19 protein-coding genes are annotated in these 18,421 nt (G+C 56.2%); 13 read left to right on the forward strand and 6 right to left on the reverse strand.

The genetic code is table 11. The features are described from left to right. Position 1: 1 nt before the first annotated feature. Complete coding sequence (locus tag JT31_RS02955; RefSeq protein WP_038473128.1) at positions 2-1,717, forward strand: ShlB/FhaC/HecB family hemolysin secretion/activation protein; 1,716 nt, start codon at positions 2-4, stop codon at positions 1,715-1,717. Positions 1,718-1,752: 35 nt separating this feature from the next. Here JT31_RS02955 and JT31_RS02960 read toward each other — a convergent pair whose 3' ends face one another. Next, entirely contained in the window at positions 1,753-2,793 is a 1,041-nt protein-coding gene (locus JT31_RS02960) for an oxidoreductase (RefSeq protein WP_038473131.1), read from the reverse strand. 330 nt (positions 2,794-3,123) lie between these two features. Between JT31_RS02960 and ydgT the strand changes: the two genes are divergently transcribed. The 11 genes from ydgT to gstA all read left to right on the forward strand — a co-directional run bounded on the left by ydgT (position 3,124) and on the right by gstA (position 13,000). Further along, the gene (gene ydgT / locus JT31_RS02965) at positions 3,124-3,357 is read left to right on the forward strand and encodes a transcription modulator YdgT (protein WP_038473132.1); all 234 of its coding nucleotides are present in this window, start codon (positions 3,124-3,126) and stop codon (positions 3,355-3,357) included. A 79-nt stretch (positions 3,358-3,436) separates the two neighbouring features. Continuing rightward, the gene (locus JT31_RS02970; protein ID WP_038473135.1) at positions 3,437-3,877 is read left to right on the forward strand and encodes a DUF2569 family protein; all 441 of its coding nucleotides are present in this window, start codon (positions 3,437-3,439) and stop codon (positions 3,875-3,877) included. A 77-nt stretch (positions 3,878-3,954) separates the two neighbouring features. Further along, a complete protein-coding gene (gene rsxA / locus JT31_RS02975) occupies positions 3,955-4,536 on the forward strand; it encodes an electron transport complex subunit RsxA (RefSeq protein WP_008456422.1) in 582 nt (193 codons plus the stop codon). Next, positions 4,536-5,114: an electron transport complex subunit RsxB gene (gene rsxB / locus JT31_RS02980; protein ID WP_038473139.1), complete on the forward strand. Its 579-nt coding sequence runs from the start codon at positions 4,536-4,538 to the stop codon at positions 5,112-5,114. The genes rsxA and rsxB overlap by 1 nt, the downstream gene beginning before the upstream one ends. After that, entirely contained in the window at positions 5,107-7,170 is a 2,064-nt protein-coding gene (gene rsxC / locus JT31_RS02985; protein WP_038473143.1) for an electron transport complex subunit RsxC, read from the forward strand. Before rsxB ends, rsxC begins: the two co-directional genes overlap by 8 nt. Further along, on the forward strand, positions 7,171-8,223 hold the full coding sequence (gene rsxD / locus JT31_RS02990; protein WP_038473145.1) for an electron transport complex subunit RsxD: 1,053 nt from the start codon (positions 7,171-7,173) through the stop codon (positions 8,221-8,223). It abuts the gene before it with no gap. Between the two features lie 9 nt (positions 8,224-8,232). Beyond that, positions 8,233-8,859 carry an electron transport complex subunit RsxG gene (gene rsxG, locus JT31_RS02995; protein ID WP_038473147.1) on the forward strand — a complete coding sequence of 209 codons (627 nt, stop codon included), beginning with the start codon at positions 8,233-8,235 and terminating at the stop codon, positions 8,857-8,859. Then, on the forward strand, positions 8,856-9,542 hold the full coding sequence (locus JT31_RS03000) for an electron transport complex subunit E (RefSeq protein WP_038473150.1): 687 nt from the start codon (positions 8,856-8,858) through the stop codon (positions 9,540-9,542). Before rsxG ends, JT31_RS03000 begins: the two co-directional genes overlap by 4 nt. Then, positions 9,542-10,177: an endonuclease III gene (nth, locus tag JT31_RS03005; protein ID WP_038473152.1), complete on the forward strand. Its 636-nt coding sequence runs from the start codon at positions 9,542-9,544 to the stop codon at positions 10,175-10,177. Before JT31_RS03000 ends, nth begins: the two co-directional genes overlap by 1 nt. A gap of 605 nt (positions 10,178-10,782) precedes the next feature. Further along, positions 10,783-12,288, forward strand: a complete 1,506-nt coding sequence (gene dtpA / locus JT31_RS03010) for a dipeptide/tripeptide permease DtpA (RefSeq protein WP_038473155.1) — start codon at positions 10,783-10,785, stop codon at positions 12,286-12,288. A 109-nt stretch (positions 12,289-12,397) separates the two neighbouring features. Further along, on the forward strand, positions 12,398-13,000 hold the full coding sequence (gene gstA / locus JT31_RS03015) for a glutathione transferase GstA (RefSeq protein ID WP_038473158.1): 603 nt from the start codon (positions 12,398-12,400) through the stop codon (positions 12,998-13,000). Between the two features lie 46 nt (positions 13,001-13,046). Here gstA and pdxY read toward each other — a convergent pair whose 3' ends face one another. The 5 genes from pdxY to anmK all read right to left on the reverse strand — a co-directional run bounded on the left by pdxY (position 13,047) and on the right by anmK (position 17,653). Further along, complete coding sequence (pdxY, locus tag JT31_RS03020; protein ID WP_038473161.1) at positions 13,047-13,907, reverse strand: pyridoxal kinase PdxY; 861 nt, start codon at positions 13,905-13,907, stop codon at positions 13,047-13,049. Between the two features lie 79 nt (positions 13,908-13,986). Then, positions 13,987-15,261: a tyrosine--tRNA ligase gene (gene tyrS / locus JT31_RS03025; RefSeq protein WP_038473162.1), complete on the reverse strand. Its 1,275-nt coding sequence runs from the start codon at positions 15,259-15,261 to the stop codon at positions 13,987-13,989. A gap of 138 nt (positions 15,262-15,399) precedes the next feature. Beyond that, positions 15,400-16,056: a pyridoxamine 5'-phosphate oxidase gene (gene pdxH, locus JT31_RS03030; protein WP_038473164.1), complete on the reverse strand. Its 657-nt coding sequence runs from the start codon at positions 16,054-16,056 to the stop codon at positions 15,400-15,402. 57 nt (positions 16,057-16,113) lie between these two features. Then, positions 16,114-16,437 carry a C-type lysozyme inhibitor gene (gene mliC, locus JT31_RS03035; RefSeq protein WP_038473167.1) on the reverse strand — a complete coding sequence of 108 codons (324 nt, stop codon included), beginning with the start codon at positions 16,435-16,437 and terminating at the stop codon, positions 16,114-16,116. Positions 16,438-16,528: 91 nt separating this feature from the next. Continuing rightward, complete coding sequence (gene anmK / locus JT31_RS03040; protein WP_038473170.1) at positions 16,529-17,653, reverse strand: anhydro-N-acetylmuramic acid kinase; 1,125 nt, start codon at positions 17,651-17,653, stop codon at positions 16,529-16,531. A 291-nt stretch (positions 17,654-17,944) separates the two neighbouring features. Here anmK and JT31_RS03045 point away from each other — a divergent pair, with 291 nt between their 5' ends. Then, a complete protein-coding gene (locus JT31_RS03045) occupies positions 17,945-18,409 on the forward strand; it encodes a glycine zipper 2TM domain-containing protein (protein WP_038473171.1) in 465 nt (154 codons plus the stop codon). Positions 18,410-18,421 lie beyond the last annotated feature (12 nt).

An 18,421-nucleotide genomic window follows, 5' to 3' on the forward strand; every position in this document is an offset into this window, starting at 1 on the left:
TATGGACAATCGTCTGGGTATACTGCTGCTGTACGGAGCAACTCTGAGTATCAGCTACGCTGATATGTCCCCCACGCTAATCGACCCTAATAACCCTGCTAAAGCCGCTCGCTCGCTTGCCGTCCCGGTTGCTCAACAAAAGCAGCCCGAGGTGAAAACCGCCCTGCCGGTGCCACAGCTCACTCCACAGACGCCAATTACGGTGAACCATCTGCAATTTATTGGCGGTACTCGCTACAAGCTTGACTCGCTGGTTCAGCCGTTTATGCCGCTGGTAGGTAAAACAGTGCCGCTGTCGCAGCTGGTGGCATTAACCAACGGCATTACCCAACGCTATCAGCAGGACGGCCTGCCGCTTTCCTACGCTTACCTGCCGAGCGATAACTTCCACGATGGCACGGTGCGTATTGTGCTGGTTGAGGGATACATCGCGCACAGCAATATCAACAGCGACAACGCCAGTACCAGCGAGCGCTTAAGCCGCCTGTCGGCTTTAATGATGAACGAAAAGCCGCTCAGCCAGGCGACGTTCGATCGCTACAGCCTGCTAATGCAGCGCACGCCGGCCACCAAAGTCGAGGCTAACGTCGCGTTGCCAGATAACATTTATGGCGCGGCCGATATGAAAGTTGACACCACGCAGCCTCATATCTGGGATATCTCCTCCACGATAGATACCCGTAAAGGTTCAAATCTGGCGCTGATTAACGGCACGCTCAGCAACCTCACCAGCCACGGCGATCAGTTGGGGCTTGCCACGCTTGTTCCGTTGGATAGCGGCACCAAAAAAACCTACTTTGGCGCCAACTATCAGCAATATCTCACCGATAACGGGTTACTCATGCAGCTAAAAGGCAGCTTCTATCGCGAAGATCCACGCGATTACACCCCGCTGCTTTATCTGCCGCAGAACATTTCTATCGATGCAAAGGAAAAAACCACCCAGTACACCGGGGGGATAGCCTTCAGCTACCCGCTGCTGCTTGAGCGCAAGAAGCAATTTTCGGTCAGCGGCGGGCTGGATTATGTCGATAAGCGCGACGATTATGCGCTGCGCGCCAGCGGCTTCGGCAACACAATTGATTTGCCTACCGTCACCCAGCGTGCACGCTACCCGGCAGCAGAGTTTTCGGCCTGGGGCTACCGCGAATACGAGAAAGCTAACTGGAGCGCGCGTCTGACCCTGCGCAAAGGTATTGACTCCCTGGGGGCAAGCGTGACCCAGGGTTCTAATACCAATCTTAACTTCACCCGCTGGAAGGCGAATACCGATGCGGCATGGATGGTGGCCGAACGCTGGAAATTAAGCACCTCGCTTGAGGGGGACTGGTCTAATAATAATTTGCCCGAAGCCGAGCGGGTTAGCTTTGGCGCCCAGCGTTATGGCCGGGGCTACCCTGACGGTGAGGCAAGCGGGGATTATGGCTACGGCGGGCAGATTGAAATGCGCTATCTCCACAACCTCGATAAGGGCGTCTGGATTAACACGGTGCAGCCTTATGTCGTCGCCGACACCGCCCAGACCTGGTTCAATCAGCGAGGTTTCCGCCACCAGCGTCTGGCTTCTATCGCCACCGGGGTAATGGTGGGCGACAGCCGCCACTACTCCGTGTCCGTTGAGGCGGCCAGGCCGCTGGCGGATTTACCCAGCGACAGCAGCCGCCGGGACGTTCGCTTTAGCCTGACCTTTACCTACAACTTTAATAATCTGCGTTAAAGATAAAACCCTCACATCTACGGTGAGGGTTATTTTCAGGCAAGGTTAAGCGTCGCGCGCTTTTTCGCGGACTCCATGCCCAGTTCAATTAGCTCCATGACCTGAATCGCCTGGGCCGCCGGGACAGGGTTTTCCCCTTTGCCGGTGAGCGCATCGCGGATGCCCGCGTAGTAAGCCGGATAGTTGCCGGGAACCGTCAGCAGCGTTTGCTCGTCCATAAGTTCGCCCTGCGCCAGCGTCAGCACGCCGTCGCGCATGTCGTAGCCCCAGTCCTCCTGTGGCAGACGCTCTCCGGCCTTCAGGCGATCCTCCTGCGGATCGAGGCCGTACTTAATGTAGCTGCCGCGAGTGCCGTGCACGATATAGCGTGCGGTTTCCGCCGCCGCCAGCAACGTGCCGTGCAACACCACACGACGCTGCGGGTAAGCCAGCACGGCATGGAAGTAGTCGGTCGCCTGCGCCCCGGCCCGGAGCTGAGCGAGGTCAACGGTCAGGCTGACGGGAAGCCCAAACAGGTTGATGGCCTGGTCCAGCAGGTGCGGCCCAAGATCGTACCAGATGCCGCTGCCGACGCCCGCCTGCTCGCGCCAGCGGTTACGGACCTGCGGGCGGTAGCGGTCAAAGTGGGATTCAAAATAAGCCACTTCGCCAAGCGTTCCTTCGGTCAGCAGATTTTTCACCGTCAGGAAATCGCTATCCCAGCGGCGATTGTGGAACACGGAGAGCAGCAGGCCTGTTTTTTTGGCCAGCGCGTCCAGCTCCCTTGCCTGCGAAAGCGTCACGGTAAACGGCTTGTCGACAACCACATGCTTCCCGGCTTCAAGCGCCGCTTTGGCTAGCGGAAAGTGGGTATCATTCGGGGTAGGAATGACAATGAGATCGATAGAGGGGTCCTTAAACAGGTGCTGAGGATCGGAAACGACCGTCATACCCGGCCAGTCAGCGTGCACCTTTTCGGCATCGCTGCTGGATACTGCTGCGAGGATCATTCCTGGCGTACCGGAAATCAGCGGCGCATGAAAAGTCTTACTGGCATAACCGTAACCGATAAGCCCGACGCGGATGGTATCACTCATTTGTCTTCCTCTCTGTAATGAACTCCGGCATTTCACCTTATCCCCCGCCCGGCGACAACCGCAAGTTTCTGGATTGCGTATTTGCCAGGCAAAAGACCGCCATTATTGCTAATTAGCCTGATATTTATTGTGGCTTTAAATAAAGCATTTATTTAAACTAGTAAATTAAAAGCAAGGAGGATTTATGTGTTCCCTGCCGTGATATTCCTGGCAAATGCAAAGAAAACTCCTAATTATTCCGTCGGTTAATAATAGCGCTAAGCCGCTGCCTCATTTGCGCTTATCATCGCTTCTCCCTTACCCGAACATTATTTATTATTTATACACTCTATGGAAAATGTATCCCCGCTCAGTGCCCTGGATTACCTGATGAAATTCCGCAAAATCAGCTCTCAGGAAAATCTGGAAAAGCTGTTTGACCACCTGAATTACACCCTCACGGACAGCCATGAGATCATGAATATGTACCGGGCGGCGGATCACCGCAGGGCTGAACTGGCCTCCGGCGGAAGACTTTTCGACCTGGGATGCGTGCCTAAAACGGTCTGGCGTTACGTTCAATAGCCGCTGCGAGTAGCATTAGCGGCAAAATCCCTTATAATCCCCCCGCTTTATTCACCATATTCTTAAATCGGGAGGAAACATGACGACGACCCAACCCCCGCGTATTGCTGGCTGGCTGCTTGCCCCGCTGGCCTGGCTGCTGATGTCGTTGCTCAGCAGCTCCGTGGCGCTGCTAAGTTTCCTGATGATGATTCTTTCCCCGGAAGCCCGTCAGGCTCTGGGCAGCGCGGACGCCAAAACAACGCTGTTGTTCAGCCTGTCCGTTGGCTGCGCGATGGCGATGTGGGCCTACACGCTCTGGCTGACCATCGCCTTCTTTAAACGCCGCAAAAACGTAGTGCGCCATTATATTCTCTGGCTGCTGCTTACCGTCCTGCTGGCGATTAAATCTTTTGCGTTTTCACCGGTCAGTGACAAGGTTGCCGTACAGCTGCTGCTGCCTTCCCTGCTCGCCGCCGCATTACTGGTGCCTTATTTGAAGCGTTCTAAGCGAGTGAAGCAGACCTTCATTAACCCGTAATAACCCTATAGATAGCCCGTTGTCGCCGCCCGCCGATTAGTCGATAATAGGCGGCTTTTTTTGTTTCAGGTCGAATCATGTCAGATTACTTGCTGCTCTTCGTTGGTACCGTCCTCGTCAATAACTTCGTGTTAGTGAAGTTCCTTGGCCTGTGTCCGTTTATGGGGGTTTCCAAAAAGCTGGAAAGTGCCATCGGGATGGGGCTTGCCACGACCTTCGTGATGACGCTCGCCTCTATTTTTGCCTGGATCATTGACGAACTTATCCTCGTGCCGCTGGACTTGATTTATCTGCGCACGCTGGCCTTTATTCTGGTTATCGCGGTCGTCGTTCAGTTCACCGAGATGGTGGTGCGCAAGACCAGCCCGGCGCTTTATCGCCTGCTGGGTATCTTCCTGCCGCTGATTACCACCAACTGCGCCGTGCTCGGCGTGGCGCTGCTGAATATTAACCTCGGCCATAACTTCCTGCAGTCTGCGGTGTACGGCTTTTCCGCCGCGCTGGGCTTCTCGCTGGTGATGGTGCTGTTTGCCGCTATTCGCGAGCGTATGGTCGTGGCCGATATTCCGGCGCCGTTTCGCGGTAACGCTATCGCGCTGGTCACCGCAGGCCTGATGGCCCTCGCCTTTATGGGCTTTAGCGGGCTGGTGAAGTTCTGATGACAACGTTGTGGATGGCTATTATCTCGGTCACGCTGATGGGGCTGCTGTTCGGCCTGATCCTTGGCTATGCCTCTCGCCGCTTCGAAGTGGAAGAAGACCCCATTGTCGACCGCATTGACGAACTGCTGCCGCAAAGCCAGTGCGGCCAGTGTGGCTATCCCGGCTGCCGCCCTTATGCGGAAGCCGTAGGTAATCAGGGAGCGAAAATCAATTTATGCGCGCCCGGCGGCGAAGCCGTGATGCTGAAAATTGCTACCGCCCTGAACGTAGAACCTCAGCCAATTGACGGCGACGCCACCGCCGCAGAGCCGGTGCGAATGCTGGCCGTGATTGACGAAGCGAACTGCATCGGCTGCACAAAATGCATTCAGGCCTGCCCCGTTGACGCCATCGTCGGCGCGACCCGCGCCATGCACACCGTGATTAGCGACCAGTGCACGGGCTGTAACCTCTGTGTCGATCCTTGCCCTACCCGCTGCATCGAACTGATTCCCGTCAGCCCCACGACCGAAAGCTGGAAATGGGATTTGCAGACCATCCCGGTGCGTATGATCCCGGCGGACAATCATGCTTAATATCTTCAATCGTTTTAAAAAAGACAGGATTTGGGACTTTGACGGCGGCATTCATCCGCCAGAGATGAAGACCCAGTCTAACGGCACGCCTTTGCGCCAGGTACCGCTGCCGTCCCAGCTCGTGATCCCGCTGAAGCAGCATATCGGTGCGGAAGGCGAACTGTGCGTGAAGCCCGGTGATTATGTGCTGCGCGGCCAGCCGCTGACTCGCGGTCGCGGGCGTATGCTGCCGGTGCATGCCCCAACCTCCGGCACCGTTAAAGATATTGCGCCGCATTCCACCGCGCACCCTTCTGCCCTTGCAGAACTTAGCGTTATTCTCGATGCAGACGGCGAGGACCGCTGGATAGAGCGAGATGGCTGGAGCGATTACCGCTGCCAGACGCGTGAAGCGCTTATCGAACGTATTCACCAGTTCGGCGTAGCCGGGCTCGGCGGCGCAGGCTTCCCTACCGGCAGTAAACTGCAGGGCGGCGGCGACAAAATAGATACTCTCATTATTAACGCCGCAGAGTGCGAGCCTTACATCACCGCCGACGATCGCCTGATGCAGGATTGTGCCGCTCAAATCGTCGAAGGCGTTCGCATCCTGGCCCATATTCTTAAGCCGCAGCGCATTCTTATCGGCATCGAGGACAACAAGCCTCAGGCCATCTCGATGATGCGTGCGGTGCTGGCAGACAGCCACGATATGCAACTGCGGGTGATCCCGACGAAATATCCGTCCGGTGGCGCCAAGCAGCTCACGCAAATTCTGACCGGCAAGCAGGTTCCTCACGGCGGCCGTTCGTCCGACATCGGTATTCTGATGCAAAACGTCGGCACCGCATATGCTATCAAGCGCGCGGTGATAGACGGTGAACCTCTGACCGAGCGCGTTGTGACCTTAACCGGTGAATCTATTACCCAACCGGGTAACGTCTGGGCGCGTCTGGGTACGCCGGTAAGCCACCTGCTGACTTTTGCAGGCTTCCGCCCGAGCCAGGATCAGAAGGTCATTATGGGCGGCCCGCTGATGGGCTTCACCCTGCCGTGGCTGGACGTGCCGGTGGTAAAAATCACCAACTGCCTGCTGGCGCCTTCTCCGAGTGAGATGGGCGAGCAGGAAGAAGAACAAGGCTGTATTCGCTGCAGCGCCTGCGCGGACTCCTGCCCGGCGGACCTGCTGCCGCAGCAGCTTTACTGGTATAGCAAAGGCCAACAGCACGACAAAGCTACCGCGCATAACCTGGCGGACTGCATCGAATGCGGCGCCTGCGCTTACGTTTGCCCGAGTAATATCCCGCTGGTGCAGTATTTCCGTCAGGAAAAAGCCGAGATCCGTGAGATAGAACTGGAAGCAAAACGCACTCTTGAAGCCAAAGCTCGTTTTGAAGCTCGTCAAGAAAGGCTGGAGCGCGAGAAAGCCGCCCGCCTTGAACGCCACAAAAATGCGGCAGTTCAGCCGACGGCGAAGGACAATGACGCTATTCAGGCTGCCCTTGCCCGCGTGAAGAGCAAAAAAGCCCAGGCCAGCGAAGAACCTATTATCGTTCAAGCCGGCAGCGTGCCGGACAACAGCGAAGTAATTGCTGCTCGCGAAGCCCGTAAGGCTGAAGCGCGTGCTCGCCAGGCGGAGAAAGCACAACAGGCAGAATCGACGGTCAGCGCAGAGGTGGACCCGCGCAAAGCCGCTGTCGAAGCCGCCATCGCTCGCGCTAAAGCTCGTAAAGCTGCGCAGAATGCCGAAAGCGCGGAGCCTGTGGCCGCTGAGCAGGAAGCCGTCGATCCGCGCAAAGCCGCTGTCGAAGCCGCTATCGCTCGCGCTAAAGCTCGTAAAGCAGCGCAGAATGCTGAAAACGCCGAGCCGGTGGCCGCTGAGCACGAAACCGTTGATCCGCGTAAAGCCGCTGTCGAAGCCGCTATCGCTCGCGCTAAAGCTCGTAAAGCAGCGCAGAAGGCAGAAAGCGAACAACCTGCACCACAAGAAGAACAAGACCCACGCAAAGCTGCAGTGGCTGCGGCAATTGCCCGCGTTCAGGCACGTAAAGCCGCTCAGATGTCTCCAGAGGAATAAATGGTTTTTAAAATCGCAAGCTCCCCGTTCACCCATAACCAGCGCAGCACCGCGCGGATTATGATGCTGGTTTCTCTCGCGGCCCTGCCCGGCATTGCGATGCAGTGGTACTGGTTTGGCTGGGGAACGCTGATTCAGGTTGTGCTGGGGATCGTCAGCGCGATGGCCGCAGAGGCGCTGGTATTACGCCTGCGCAAAAGACCGGTGCAAACCTATCTGGGGGATAACTCTGCGCTGCTGACCGGCCTGCTGCTGGGGATCAGTATTCCCCCTCTCGCACCGTGGTGGATGGTGGTGCTCGGGATGGTGTTTGCCATCATCATTGCCAAGCAGCTTTACGGCGGCCTCGGCAATAACCCGTTCAACCCGGCCATGATTGGCTATGTTGTGCTGCTCATTGCTTTCCCGGTGCAGATGACTTCGTGGCTGCCTCCGCAGTCCATCGCCGCCACCGTGCCTGGTTTTGTAGACAGCCTGCAAATAATTTTCCACGGCGCAACCACCGCGGGCGGCACCATGGATACGCTACGCATGGGCGTAGACGGCATCAGCCAGGCGACGCCGCTGGACACGTTTAAAACCGGCCTGCATGCGGGCCACTCCGCTGAGCAACTGCTGAGCGCGCCAATCTACGGCGGTGCACTGGCGGGTCTCGGCTGGCAGTGGGTTAACCTGGCTTATCTGGCCGGCGGCCTGTTCCTGCTGTGGCGCGGCACCATTCGCTGGCATATCCCGGCGGGCTTCCTGGTTGCTTTAGCCGTCTGCGCCACGCTCGGCTGGCTTATCTCCCCGGAAAAATGCCTGTCGCCGATGGTGCACCTGTTCTCAGGCGCGACCATGCTTGGCGCGTTCTTTATCCTGACCGATCCGGTCACCGCCTCGACCACCAATCGCGGTCGGCTGATTTTTGGGGCGCTGGTTGGCCTGCTGGTTTGGCTGATTCGTACCTACGGCGGCTATCCGGACGGCGTGGCGTTTGCCGTGCTGCTGGGCAACATCACCGTGCCGCTGATTGACTACTACACGCGCCCTCGCGCTTACGGCCATCGCTAAGGAGACGCTATGTTTAAAACAATGCAAAAGCATGGCATCGCCCTGGCGCTGTTTGCCGCCCTGTTTACCGGACTTACGGCACTGGTCAACGAACTCACCAAACCCACCATCGCGCAGCAGTCTGCGCTGCAGCAAAAGATGTTGTTCGATCAGGTGATTTCAGATGACGTTTACGATAACCGCATTCAGGACAGCTGCCTGCGGGTAAAGGACTCCCCTCTCGGCAAGGGCACACGGCACATCTACGTGGCGCGCAAAGGCGATAAGCCGGTTGCCGTGGTCATGGAAGCTACCGCGCCGGACGGCTATTCTGGTGCTATACAAATTCTGGTTGCCGCTGATTTTAACGGCACCATACTCGGCACACGCGTCACCGAGCACCATGAAACGCCGGGCCTTGGCGACAAGATTGAACTGCGTCTGAGCGACTGGATAACGCATTTTGCCAACAAGCGCATTCAGGGCAGCAATGACCCGGCCTGGGCGGTGCAAAAAGACGGCGGTCAGTTTACCCAATTTACCGGGGCGACCATTACCCCGCGCGCGGTGGTCAACGCCGTTAAGCGTGCAGGCATGTTCGCACAGACCCTGCCAGCGCAGCTCAACGAACTGCCTGCCTGTGGAGATCAACAATGAGCGAAACAAAACGTGTCCTGATAAACGGGCTATGGAAAAACAACTCGGCGCTGGTTCAGCTGCTGGGCCTTTGTCCACTGCTTGCCGTCACCTCCACGGCAACCAATGCCCTGGGCCTTGGGCTTGCCACAACGCTGGTGCTGACGCTAACTAACGGCACAATCTCCGCGCTGCGTCGCTGGGTGCCCGCTGAGATTCGTATTCCGGTTTATGTGCTGATCATCGCCTCGGTGGTGAGCATCGTGCAGATGCTGATTAACGCCTACGCGTTTGGGCTCTACCAGTCGCTGGGGATCTTTATCCCGCTTATCGTGACCAACTGTATCGTCGTAGGGCGAGCCGAAGCTTATGCGGCAAAAGCCAGCGTGCCTTATGCCGCTCTGGACGGCTTTGCTACCGGCCTTGGCGCCACCAGCGCGATGTTCGTGCTGGGCTCTCTGCGCGAAATCATTGGCAACGGCACGCTGTTTGACGGCGCAGACGGCCTGCTTGGCAACTGGGCAAAAGTACTGCGCATTGAAGTCTTCCACACCGACACGCCTTTCCTGCTCGCCATGTTACCGCCGGGCGCCTTTATTGGCCTTGGCATGCTGTTGGCGATAAAATACCTCATTGATGAAAAAATGAAGGCCCGCCGCGCTCGTGAAAGCGCCGCCGTGGAAGGCACTGCAGAGAAGGCTTAATGAACAACAGCAAGCGCGTTGAGATCCTCACCCGCCTGAGAGATAACAATCCTCACCCCACGACAGAACTCAACTTCAGCAGCCCCTTTGAGCTGCTGATTGCCGTTCTGCTCTCCGCTCAGGCCACCGACGTCAGCGTCAATAAAGCGACGGCAAAGCTTTACCCTGTCGCCAATACTCCGGCCGCCATGCTGGCGCTTGGCGTGGACGGCGTGAAGGAGTACATCAAAACCATCGGCCTGTTTAACAGCAAAGCGGAAAACGTCATCAAAACCTGCCGGATGCTGTTGGAGCTGCACGGTGGAGAAGTGCCGGAAGACAGAGCGGCGCTGGAAGCCCTGCCCGGCGTGGGCCGTAAAACGGCAAACGTGGTGCTTAATACCGCCTTTGGCTGGCCGACTATTGCCGTTGATACCCATATCTTCCGGGTTTGTAACCGCACCCAGTTCGCCGCAGGGAAAAACGTCGAGCAGGTAGAGGAAAAACTGCTTAAGGTCGTTCCCGCAGAATTTAAGGTCGATTGCCACCACTGGCTTATCCTTCACGGGCGCTACACCTGCATTGCCCGCAAGCCTCGCTGTGGCTCATGCATTATCGAAGACCTCTGCGAATTCAAAGAGAAAGTAGACGTCTGAACTCAGGCGCTCGCGTTACCGCCGGGCGCTTTATAACCCCCCTGCCTGTTAAAAACCCCGAAAGCACGCTTTTATTCCGTTAAATCCGCCGGCAGATTTTATATTGTGCGCTCTATAATCGGCTCACCAGGTTAATCGTTTTTTTGCGATAAGAAATTTCTATAAATTTGTGATCTATATCACTTTGATAACTCAAGGTTGCGAAAAGGTAATCAAAACATCTCTAAGGCCTTGCTATCGTTAGGATTAATGGATCTATTGCAATACAATAGGCCATGCATATTGAATAATATGGTTATTAACACTGCATTTAAGGCGAAAAAGCAGAACATATAACTGCAATGTTAAAAAATCGCTTTTAAAAAAGACAAAAAATCGTTAATAAATGAATTGGTAAAATTTAACGCTGAATAACAATTCACCTTATGGCGTATTATCTTGTCATGGTTATATGTAACAGATTATTACAAACCCCTTGCCTGAGCCCCCTGGATAGTGAACATTACCTCCCGTTTTTCCTTCCTTATAACAAGAAAAATGCTTACCAATGCGGTAAGGCATGAGCAAGCCCCTTATTAAAGCGGGATGTAAAAAAAGAGGTATATGTGTCGACTGCAAACAAAGAACCAGCAGAAAACGTGAGTCTTAACGCGTTCAAGCAACCTAAATCGTTCTACCTGATTTTCTCCATCGAGCTCTGGGAGCGTTTCGGCTATTACGGCCTGCAGGGCATCATGGCCGTTTACCTGGTCAAAATGCTGGGCATGTCCGAAGCGGACTCCATCACGCTGTTCTCCTCCTTTAGCGCCCTGGTCTATGGCCTGGTTGCCATTGGCGGCTGGCTGGGTGACAAAGTACTTGGCACAAAACGCGTCATCATGCTCGGTACCGTGGTACTGGCTATCGGTTACGCCCTTGTTGCCTACTCCGGCCACGATGTAAGCGTGGTTTATATCGGTATGGCCACCATCGCGGTAGGTAACGGCCTGTTCAAGGCTAACCCTTCCTCGCTGCTTTCTACCTGCTATGAGAAAGACGACCCGCGTCTGGACGGTGCATTCACCATGTACTACATGTCCATCAACATCGGTTCCTTCTTCTCTATGCTCGCCACCCCGTGGCTGGCTGCGCAGTACGGCTGGAGCACCGCGTTCTCCCTGAGCTTCGTGGGTATGCTGATTACCCTCGTGAACTTCATCTTCTGCAAAAAGTGGGTGAAGAACTACGGCTCCAAACCTGACTTCGCGCCGGTACACTTCGGTAAGCTGATGGCGACCATCGCCGGCGTCGTGGTGCTGGTTGCGGTTGCTACCTGGCTGCTGCACAACCAGGGCATTGCTCGCGCCGTACTGGGCGTTGTTGCCCTGGGTATCGTCCTTATCTTCGCTAAAGAAGCCTTTGCGATGAAAGGCGCAGCTCGCCGCAAGATGATCGTGGCCTTCATCCTGATGGTTGAAGCTATCGTCTTCTTCGTGCTGTACAGCCAGATGCCGACTTCCCTGAACTTCTTCGCTATTCGTAACGTGGGCCATGAAATTCTCGGCATCACCTTCGAGGCAGAGCAGTTCCAGGCGCTGAACCCGTTCTGGATCATGATTGGTAGCCCGATTCTGGCCGCAATCTACAACAAGATGGGTGACCGCCTGCCTATGCCGCACAAGTTTGCTATCGGTATGGTGCTGTGCTCCTTCGCCTTCCTGGTGCTGCCGGTCGGCACGAAGTTTGCCAGCGACGCGGGTATGGTTTCCGTGAACTGGCTGATTCTGAGCTACGCGCTGCAGAGTATCGGTGAGCTGATGATTTCCGGCCTGGGCCTTGCCATGGTTGCACAGCTGGTGCCACAGCGCCTGATGGGCTTCATTATGGGTAGCTGGTTCCTGACCACCGCAGGTGCGGCCATCATCGCCGGTAAAGTTGCTGGCCTGATGGCGGTACCGGAAAACGTTACCGACCCGCTGCTGTCTCTGGAAGTGTACGGTCGTGTCTTCATGCAGATTGGTATCGTCACCGGCGTGATTGCCGTGCTGATGCTGCTGACAGCGCCTAAGCTGAACCGCATGACGCTGAGTGAAGACAAAGCGGAAAAGGCTAACGAAACCGCTACGGCGTAACTTTCCCCGGAAAAATGATAATTTAGCCGCCGGCCTCACAGCCGGCGGCTTTTTTTTTCACCGAGTCCGCACTACCATAGGTTATCTTAGCGCCCTAAAGGAGTTAGTCATGAAACTGTATTTCAAGCCCGGTGCCTGTTCCCTCTCCCCGCACATTATCCTGCGTGAGTCAGGTCTGGACTTTTCACTGGTAAAAGTTGACCTGGCGACCAAACGCACCGAAAACGGTGACGATTTCCTCGCCATTAACCCGAAAGGCCAGGTGCCTGCGCTGGTGCTGGATGACGGCTCTTTGCTGACCGAGGGCGTGGCTATCGTCCAGTATCTGGCAGATAAGGTTCCCGACCGCCAGCTGCTGGCACCGGCGGGCAGCATGACCCGCTACCACACGCTGGAGTGGCTGAACTATGTGGCGACCGAGCTGCATAAAGGCTTTTCTCCGCTGTTCAACCCGGCTACGCCAGAAGAGTTCAAGGCCGTGGTTCGCAAACAGCTGGAGAAGAAATTCCAGTACGTGAACGAAGAGCTGAAGGACAAACAGTGGCTGATGGGCTCGCGCTTCACGGTGGTAGATGCCTACCTGTTCACCGTGCTGCGCTGGGCGTACGGCCTGAAGCTGGATCTGGCTGGCCTGACGAATATCGAAGCCTATGTTGAACGCATGAAGGCGCGCCCGGCAGTTTCTGCGGCGCTGACCGCCGAAGGGATTTAAGTCATCCCTTAAAAGCAAAACGCCCTCAGCTGAGGGCGTTTCTGTTTCAGAGCTTCACCGCGGTGAAGTAATGCTCAGGTTTGGCGATGCCGTCCTGAGCGGCAACGAGCTGGAGCTCGTATTCCGCCATGCGTTTGGTGACGATCATGATGTCGTACACCGCCGCCGTGACGTGCTCCAGCGCTTCACGCAGCGTCGCACCCTGCAGCAGCTTAACCAGCAGCAGGCCGCTGGTCACATCGCCTACGCCAACCGGCTGACGTTCGCCGAAGTCCACCAGCGGGCGATGAATGTGCCACGCCTCTTCAGCCGTCACCAGCAGCATTTCAAAACGATCCTGCTGATAGCCCGCCCGGGCCAGGTGTTTCACCAGCACGATTTCTGGCCCCTGAGCGATAAGCTCGCGGGCCGTCGCGACGGCCTCGGCCACGTTGTTCACGCTGTGGCCGCTCAGAATTTCCAGCTCAATCAGGTTCGGCGCGATGATATCGCTGGCAGGCATGGCGTAGCGCGTGTGGTATTCCGCCACGCCAGGCGCCACGATGCAGCCTTTTTCCGGATGGCCCATCACCGGGTCACAGAAGTATTTGGCGTTCGGGTTAGCCGCCTTCACCTGACGCACGATAGAGAGAATATGTTCGCCCTGCTCCGCCGAGCCCAGATAACCACTCAGCACCGCGTCACAACGCTGCAGCTGCCCTATATCCGCAATCCCCTGCACAATCTCGCTCAGGTGGCTGGCGGGCATTACGCTGCCGGTCCATTTCCCGTACTGAGTGTGGTTAGAGAACTGCACCGTGTTCAGCGGCCAGACGTTAGCGCCCAGGCGGCGCATCGGGAATTCGGCGGCGCTGTTGCCGGCATGACCAAATACCACATGGGACTGGATAGCAAGAATGTTTTTCATTTTTCTACTCGGGTATCGCCAGGTGTTGTGCTTGCTAAAAAAAAACACGGCGTAAGCCGTGCTTTTCTATTCCGATAACTTATTTCCAGCAGACGAGGCAGTAGTTCTTTTTACCGCGACGCAGCAGGGTGTAACGGTTAAAGAGAATATCGCCTTCGGTGAAGGTGTATTCCGGGTCAGACTGTTTTTCACCGTTAATGGTAATGGCATTCTGAGAGATGGTTTTACGGGCCTGGCCACGGGATGGCTGCAGCTCGGAGTCCACCAGCGCCTGTTGCAGGTCGGCACCGCGTTCAATTTCAACCATCGGGACGCCGTCCTGAGCCAGCTGTTCGAAGTCTGCTTCGCTCAGGTCGCTCAGGTTGCCGTTAAACAGGCTGGCGGTAATACGTTTGGCGGCGGTCAGGCCTTCTTCGCCGTGAACCAGACGAGTCACCTGCTCTGCCAGCACGTACTGAGCACGAGGCGCAGCGCCGCTGTTCTTGTCTTCTTCTTCCAGGGCATTGATTTCCGCAATGTCCATAAAGGTGAAGAACTTCAGGAAGCGATAAACGTCGGCGTCCGCGGTGTTTATCCAGAACTGGTAGAATTTGTACGGGCTGGTTTTCTTCGGATCGAGCCAGACCGCGCCACCTTCGGTTTTTCCGAACTTGGTGCCGTCAGATTTAGTGATCAGCGGCACGGTCAGGCCGAAAGCCTGCTGCTGGTGCAGACGACGGGTCAGGTCGATACCGGAGGTAATGTTGCCCCACTGATCGGAACCGCCAATCTGCAGCACCACGCCGTGCAGTTTATTCAGGCAGGCAAAATCGTAGCCCTGCAGCAGGTTGTAGGAGAACTCGGTAAAGGAAATCCCCACATCATCACGGTTCAGGCGCTGTTTTACGGCCTCTTTGTTAATCATCTGGTTAACAGAGAAGTGTTTGCCGATGTCGCGCAGGAAGGTCAGCACGTTCATGCCGCCAAACCAGTCATAGTTGTTAGCCGCGACGGCGGAGTTTTCACCGCAGTCAAAGTCGAGGAACGGCGCAACCTGGCGGCGAATTTTTTCCACCCACTCCTGCACGGTATCTTCGGTGTTCAGTTTGCGCTCAACGGCTTTAAAGCTTGGATCGCCGATAAGACCGGTCGCGCCGCCCACGAGGGCAACCGGCTTGTGGCCTGCTTCCTGAAAGCGTTTCAGGCACAGCAGCGGAACCAGATGGCCCAAATGCAAGCTGTCGGCGGTAGGATCGAAGCCGCAATAGAGTGCAATTGGCCCCTGCGCCAGTCGCTCTGCTAACGCATCCTCATCCGTCACCTGGGCCACCAGGCCCCGCTCTTGCAATTGTTTTATCAAATTGATGTTCGACATCAAATTCTCCATCTCTATACGACTGCACCTTTGCCGGTACACGGCTTTTCGCCCACTGGCGAAAGAATTCATTTTTAGGGCACATAGAATAAAGGGCTGGCGCAGTTAGCACCAGCCCTTAAGCTGAAAATCCTGGCTTTACGGCGCGAGGCGGTCTATTTTCCAGGCAGCTCCGTCGCGCTGGTAAAGGAAGCGGTCGTGCAGGCGGTGTTCGCCCCCCTGCCAGAACTCCATCTGTTCGATGCTGACGCGGTAGCCGCCCCAAAAACTCGGCAGCGGCACTTCGCCCTGCTGGAATTTCTGCTTCAGCTCAAGGAATTTGCTTTCAAGCACGCCGCGCGCGGAAATACGGCTCGACTGCTTCGACACCCAGGCGCCTATCTGGCTGTCCTTCGGGCGGCTGTGGAAGTATTTCAGTACCTCAAGCGTGGAAAGACGCTCGGCGGTGCCCTGTACCATCACCTGCCTGTCCAGCATATGCCACGGGAAGTGCAGGCTAATGCGCGGGTTCGTTTCAAGGTGATGCGCCTTACGCGAGCCAAGGTTGGTGTAAAACACCAGGCCTTTTTCATCAAAATGTTTCAGCAGCACGATGCGTTGATAGGGCTGGCCGTTTTCATCGACCGTCGCGACAACCATCGCGGTAGGGTCAACGAGCTTCGCCTCACAGGCCTGGGCCAGCCAGCGTTCAAACAGCGGCAGCGGCGTGTCGGTGAGATCGTGGCGTCGCAGGCCACCTTTGGTGTATTCGCGGCGCAAATGTGCAATCTGTTGCAAAGAGTCGTTATCAGACATGGCGTTACGTCAGGCTATCCTCGGGTGGAGCTATTGTGCTCTCCACCCTAAGAAATCTCAACGTTTGGCCGTTTGCAACTGGCAATTATTCAGCACGATGTTGTCTTTACGATAGACCGTCGCGCCTTCACCCTTGGACCAGAAAACGTAAACGCCGTCGGTATAACGCGCCCCGGAGGCGGAAAGTCCCTGAGTCAGGGTCAATAGCTGGTTGTCGTAGACAAAGCTCACCTGCTGTTTGTCGTTATTCAGCTTCACGGTCAACGGCTTTTCGTCGCACTGGTAGACCAGCGTATCGGTATGCATTTTTTCGAGAAAGGCGTTGTAGTAGCTGCAGCCGGCGAGCAGCAGTGGAAGGGTGACAGCAAGCAGTTTTTTCATCTGAGTATCCTGAAGATCTTCTTATCCCTGGAGGGCCTGCGCCCTCCTTTACGCCTTCAGTTTAGCGGCTACGGGAAGAAAATAATTTCAGTTAACTCTGATTATGGCGAGGATTTGCCGGATAAATGGCGCCAAGTATCGTTGGCTCAGAGGCGCCGGTCACCGAAGGAAGATTCCCCGGCAGGCCGGACATCGTGCGATACGCCAGCCAGGCAAAGGCCAGAGCTTCCATATCGTCCCCGCTGATCCCGGCCTCGTCGGTTGTCGTGACTTCAATTCCCGGCAACAGCGCGGCAAGACGGGCCATCAGCAGCGGGTTACGGCTGCCACCACCGCACACCATTACGCGCTCACAGCCGCCGCTCAATAACACCTGCTCGGCGATGGTTGTGGCGGTCAATTCAGTGAGCGTGGCCTGCACATCTTCCCCGGCAAGCGCGGGGAACCTGGCCAGCTGGCGCTCAAGCCAGCCATAGTTAAAGTATTCACGTCCGGTGCTTTTAGGCGCGGGGGCAGAGAAATAAGGGTCGCTGAGCATCTGCTGCAGTAACGGAATGATGACTTTTCCGCTGCTCGCCCACTCGGCGTCTTTATCGTAGCCTTTCCCCCGCTGCCGCCAGATCCAGGCATCCATCAGCATGTTGCCAGGGCCCGTATCGTAACCTCTGACCGGTTGGTCGGGGATCAGCAACGAGAGGTTGGCAATGCCGCCAATATTGAGCACCATCCGGCGTTCTACCGGATGAGCCAGCAGCGCCTGATGGAACGCGGGCACCAGCGGCGCGCCCTGCCCGCCCAGCGCCATGTCGCGACGGCGGAAATCCCCCACCACGGTGATGCCGGTCAACGCGGCGATTTGGTTATTATCGCCAATCTGCAGCGTGTGGGCAGCTTCGCCGTGCGGTTCGTGCCAGACGGTTTGCCCGTGACAGCCAATGGCCGTCACGTCTTCAGGCCGGAGCCCTTCGCGTTTTACCAGGATTTGAACCGCCTCGGCGAACAATTTTCCAAGCCGATTGTCCAATTGCCCGAACTGGGACAGCGTGAGCTGCTGCCCCTGACACACGGCAAGAACGGCGTTTTTGATGGCCAGCGGCATCGGGTGACTGTAGCTCGCCTGCTGGACGACCAGGTGTTCGTCGATAGCGGCCAGCACCACATCGATGCCATCCAGACTGGTGCCTGACATCACGCCAATATAGCGACCTGATTTCATCGTCACTCCTTATTCTCGCCGGGGCGGTAAATTAATGCGCTTAAATTAGCACGCAATATCATGATTTATTAATAATTTTTATTAATAATCTGTGTCAGCTGCCGTAACAGGCGGGCTGCGCCTTAAGCCAAATTAGCAAAGCGCAGCGGTTTAATTGTTGTTAAAGACGTTTGATTTACTATTTTTACAGGATTGTTGTAGAACAAACATGAACTATGGCCAGGAATTGCCATATAATTTAGCCATAACGGATGCTCACCGAGCGTTGATGGGTTCACAGGAGAGGTACAAATGATTTCACGTATTTTGGCAGTTTCACTGGTTGCTCTGACCCTGGCTGGCTGTGCCAACGAAGGGCTGTCCGGCGATGTTTACGACGCGTCCGAAGCTAAACAGGTAAGAACCGTGACTTACGGTACCATTACCCACGTTCGCGCCGTCACCATTAAAGGCAGCGACGGCAACAGCACTATCGGTGCCATCGGTGGTGCAGTACTGGGCGGTCTGTTGGGTAACACCGTCGGCGGCGGCACCGGGCGCACCCTGGCTACCGCTGGCGGCGCCGTAGCAGGCGGCCTGGCTGGCGACGCCATCGGCGGCGCAGCGGGCAACAGCAAAGGCGTTGAGCTGGAAATCCGTAAAGATGATGGTCAAACCATCATGGCCGTGCAGAAACAGGGTGATACCCGTTACTCCGTTGGCCAGCGTGTTGCCATCTCCGGCAGCGGCAACAGCATCACCGTTGCGCCACGCTAAGACAACGCAAAA

This window comes from Cedecea neteri, from assembly GCF_000757825.1.
Taxonomy (GTDB): domain Bacteria; phylum Pseudomonadota; class Gammaproteobacteria; order Enterobacterales; family Enterobacteriaceae; genus Cedecea; species Cedecea selenatireducens.

Coding starts and splice junctions, on each gene's coding strand:
- JT31_RS02955 (WP_038473128.1), top strand. CDS start 2: ATGGACAATCGTCTGGGTATACTGCTGCTGTACGGAGCAACTCTGAGT.
- JT31_RS02960 (WP_038473131.1), bottom strand. CDS start 2,793: ATGAGTGATACCATCCGCGTCGGGCTTATCGGTTACGGTTATGCCAGT.
- ydgT (WP_038473132.1), top strand. CDS start 3,124: ATGGAAAATGTATCCCCGCTCAGTGCCCTGGATTACCTGATGAAATTC.
- JT31_RS02970 (WP_038473135.1), top strand. CDS start 3,437: ATGACGACGACCCAACCCCCGCGTATTGCTGGCTGGCTGCTTGCCCCG.
- rsxA (WP_008456422.1), top strand. CDS start 3,955: ATGTCAGATTACTTGCTGCTCTTCGTTGGTACCGTCCTCGTCAATAAC.
- rsxB (WP_038473139.1), top strand. CDS start 4,536: ATGACAACGTTGTGGATGGCTATTATCTCGGTCACGCTGATGGGGCTG.
- rsxC (WP_038473143.1), top strand. CDS start 5,107: ATGCTTAATATCTTCAATCGTTTTAAAAAAGACAGGATTTGGGACTTT.
- rsxD (WP_038473145.1), top strand. CDS start 7,171: ATGGTTTTTAAAATCGCAAGCTCCCCGTTCACCCATAACCAGCGCAGC.
- rsxG (WP_038473147.1), top strand. CDS start 8,233: ATGTTTAAAACAATGCAAAAGCATGGCATCGCCCTGGCGCTGTTTGCC.
- JT31_RS03000 (WP_038473150.1), top strand. CDS start 8,856: ATGAGCGAAACAAAACGTGTCCTGATAAACGGGCTATGGAAAAACAAC.
- nth (WP_038473152.1), top strand. CDS start 9,542: ATGAACAACAGCAAGCGCGTTGAGATCCTCACCCGCCTGAGAGATAAC.
- gstA (WP_038473158.1), top strand. CDS start 12,398: ATGAAACTGTATTTCAAGCCCGGTGCCTGTTCCCTCTCCCCGCACATT.
- pdxY (WP_038473161.1), bottom strand. CDS start 13,907: ATGAAAAACATTCTTGCTATCCAGTCCCATGTGGTATTTGGTCATGCC.
- tyrS (WP_038473162.1), bottom strand. CDS start 15,261: ATGTCGAACATCAATTTGATAAAACAATTGCAAGAGCGGGGCCTGGTG.
- pdxH (WP_038473164.1), bottom strand. CDS start 16,056: ATGTCTGATAACGACTCTTTGCAACAGATTGCACATTTGCGCCGCGAA.
- mliC (WP_038473167.1), bottom strand. CDS start 16,437: ATGAAAAAACTGCTTGCTGTCACCCTTCCACTGCTGCTCGCCGGCTGC.
- anmK (WP_038473170.1), bottom strand. CDS start 17,653: ATGAAATCAGGTCGCTATATTGGCGTGATGTCAGGCACCAGTCTGGAT.
- JT31_RS03045 (WP_038473171.1), top strand. CDS start 17,945: ATGATTTCACGTATTTTGGCAGTTTCACTGGTTGCTCTGACCCTGGCT.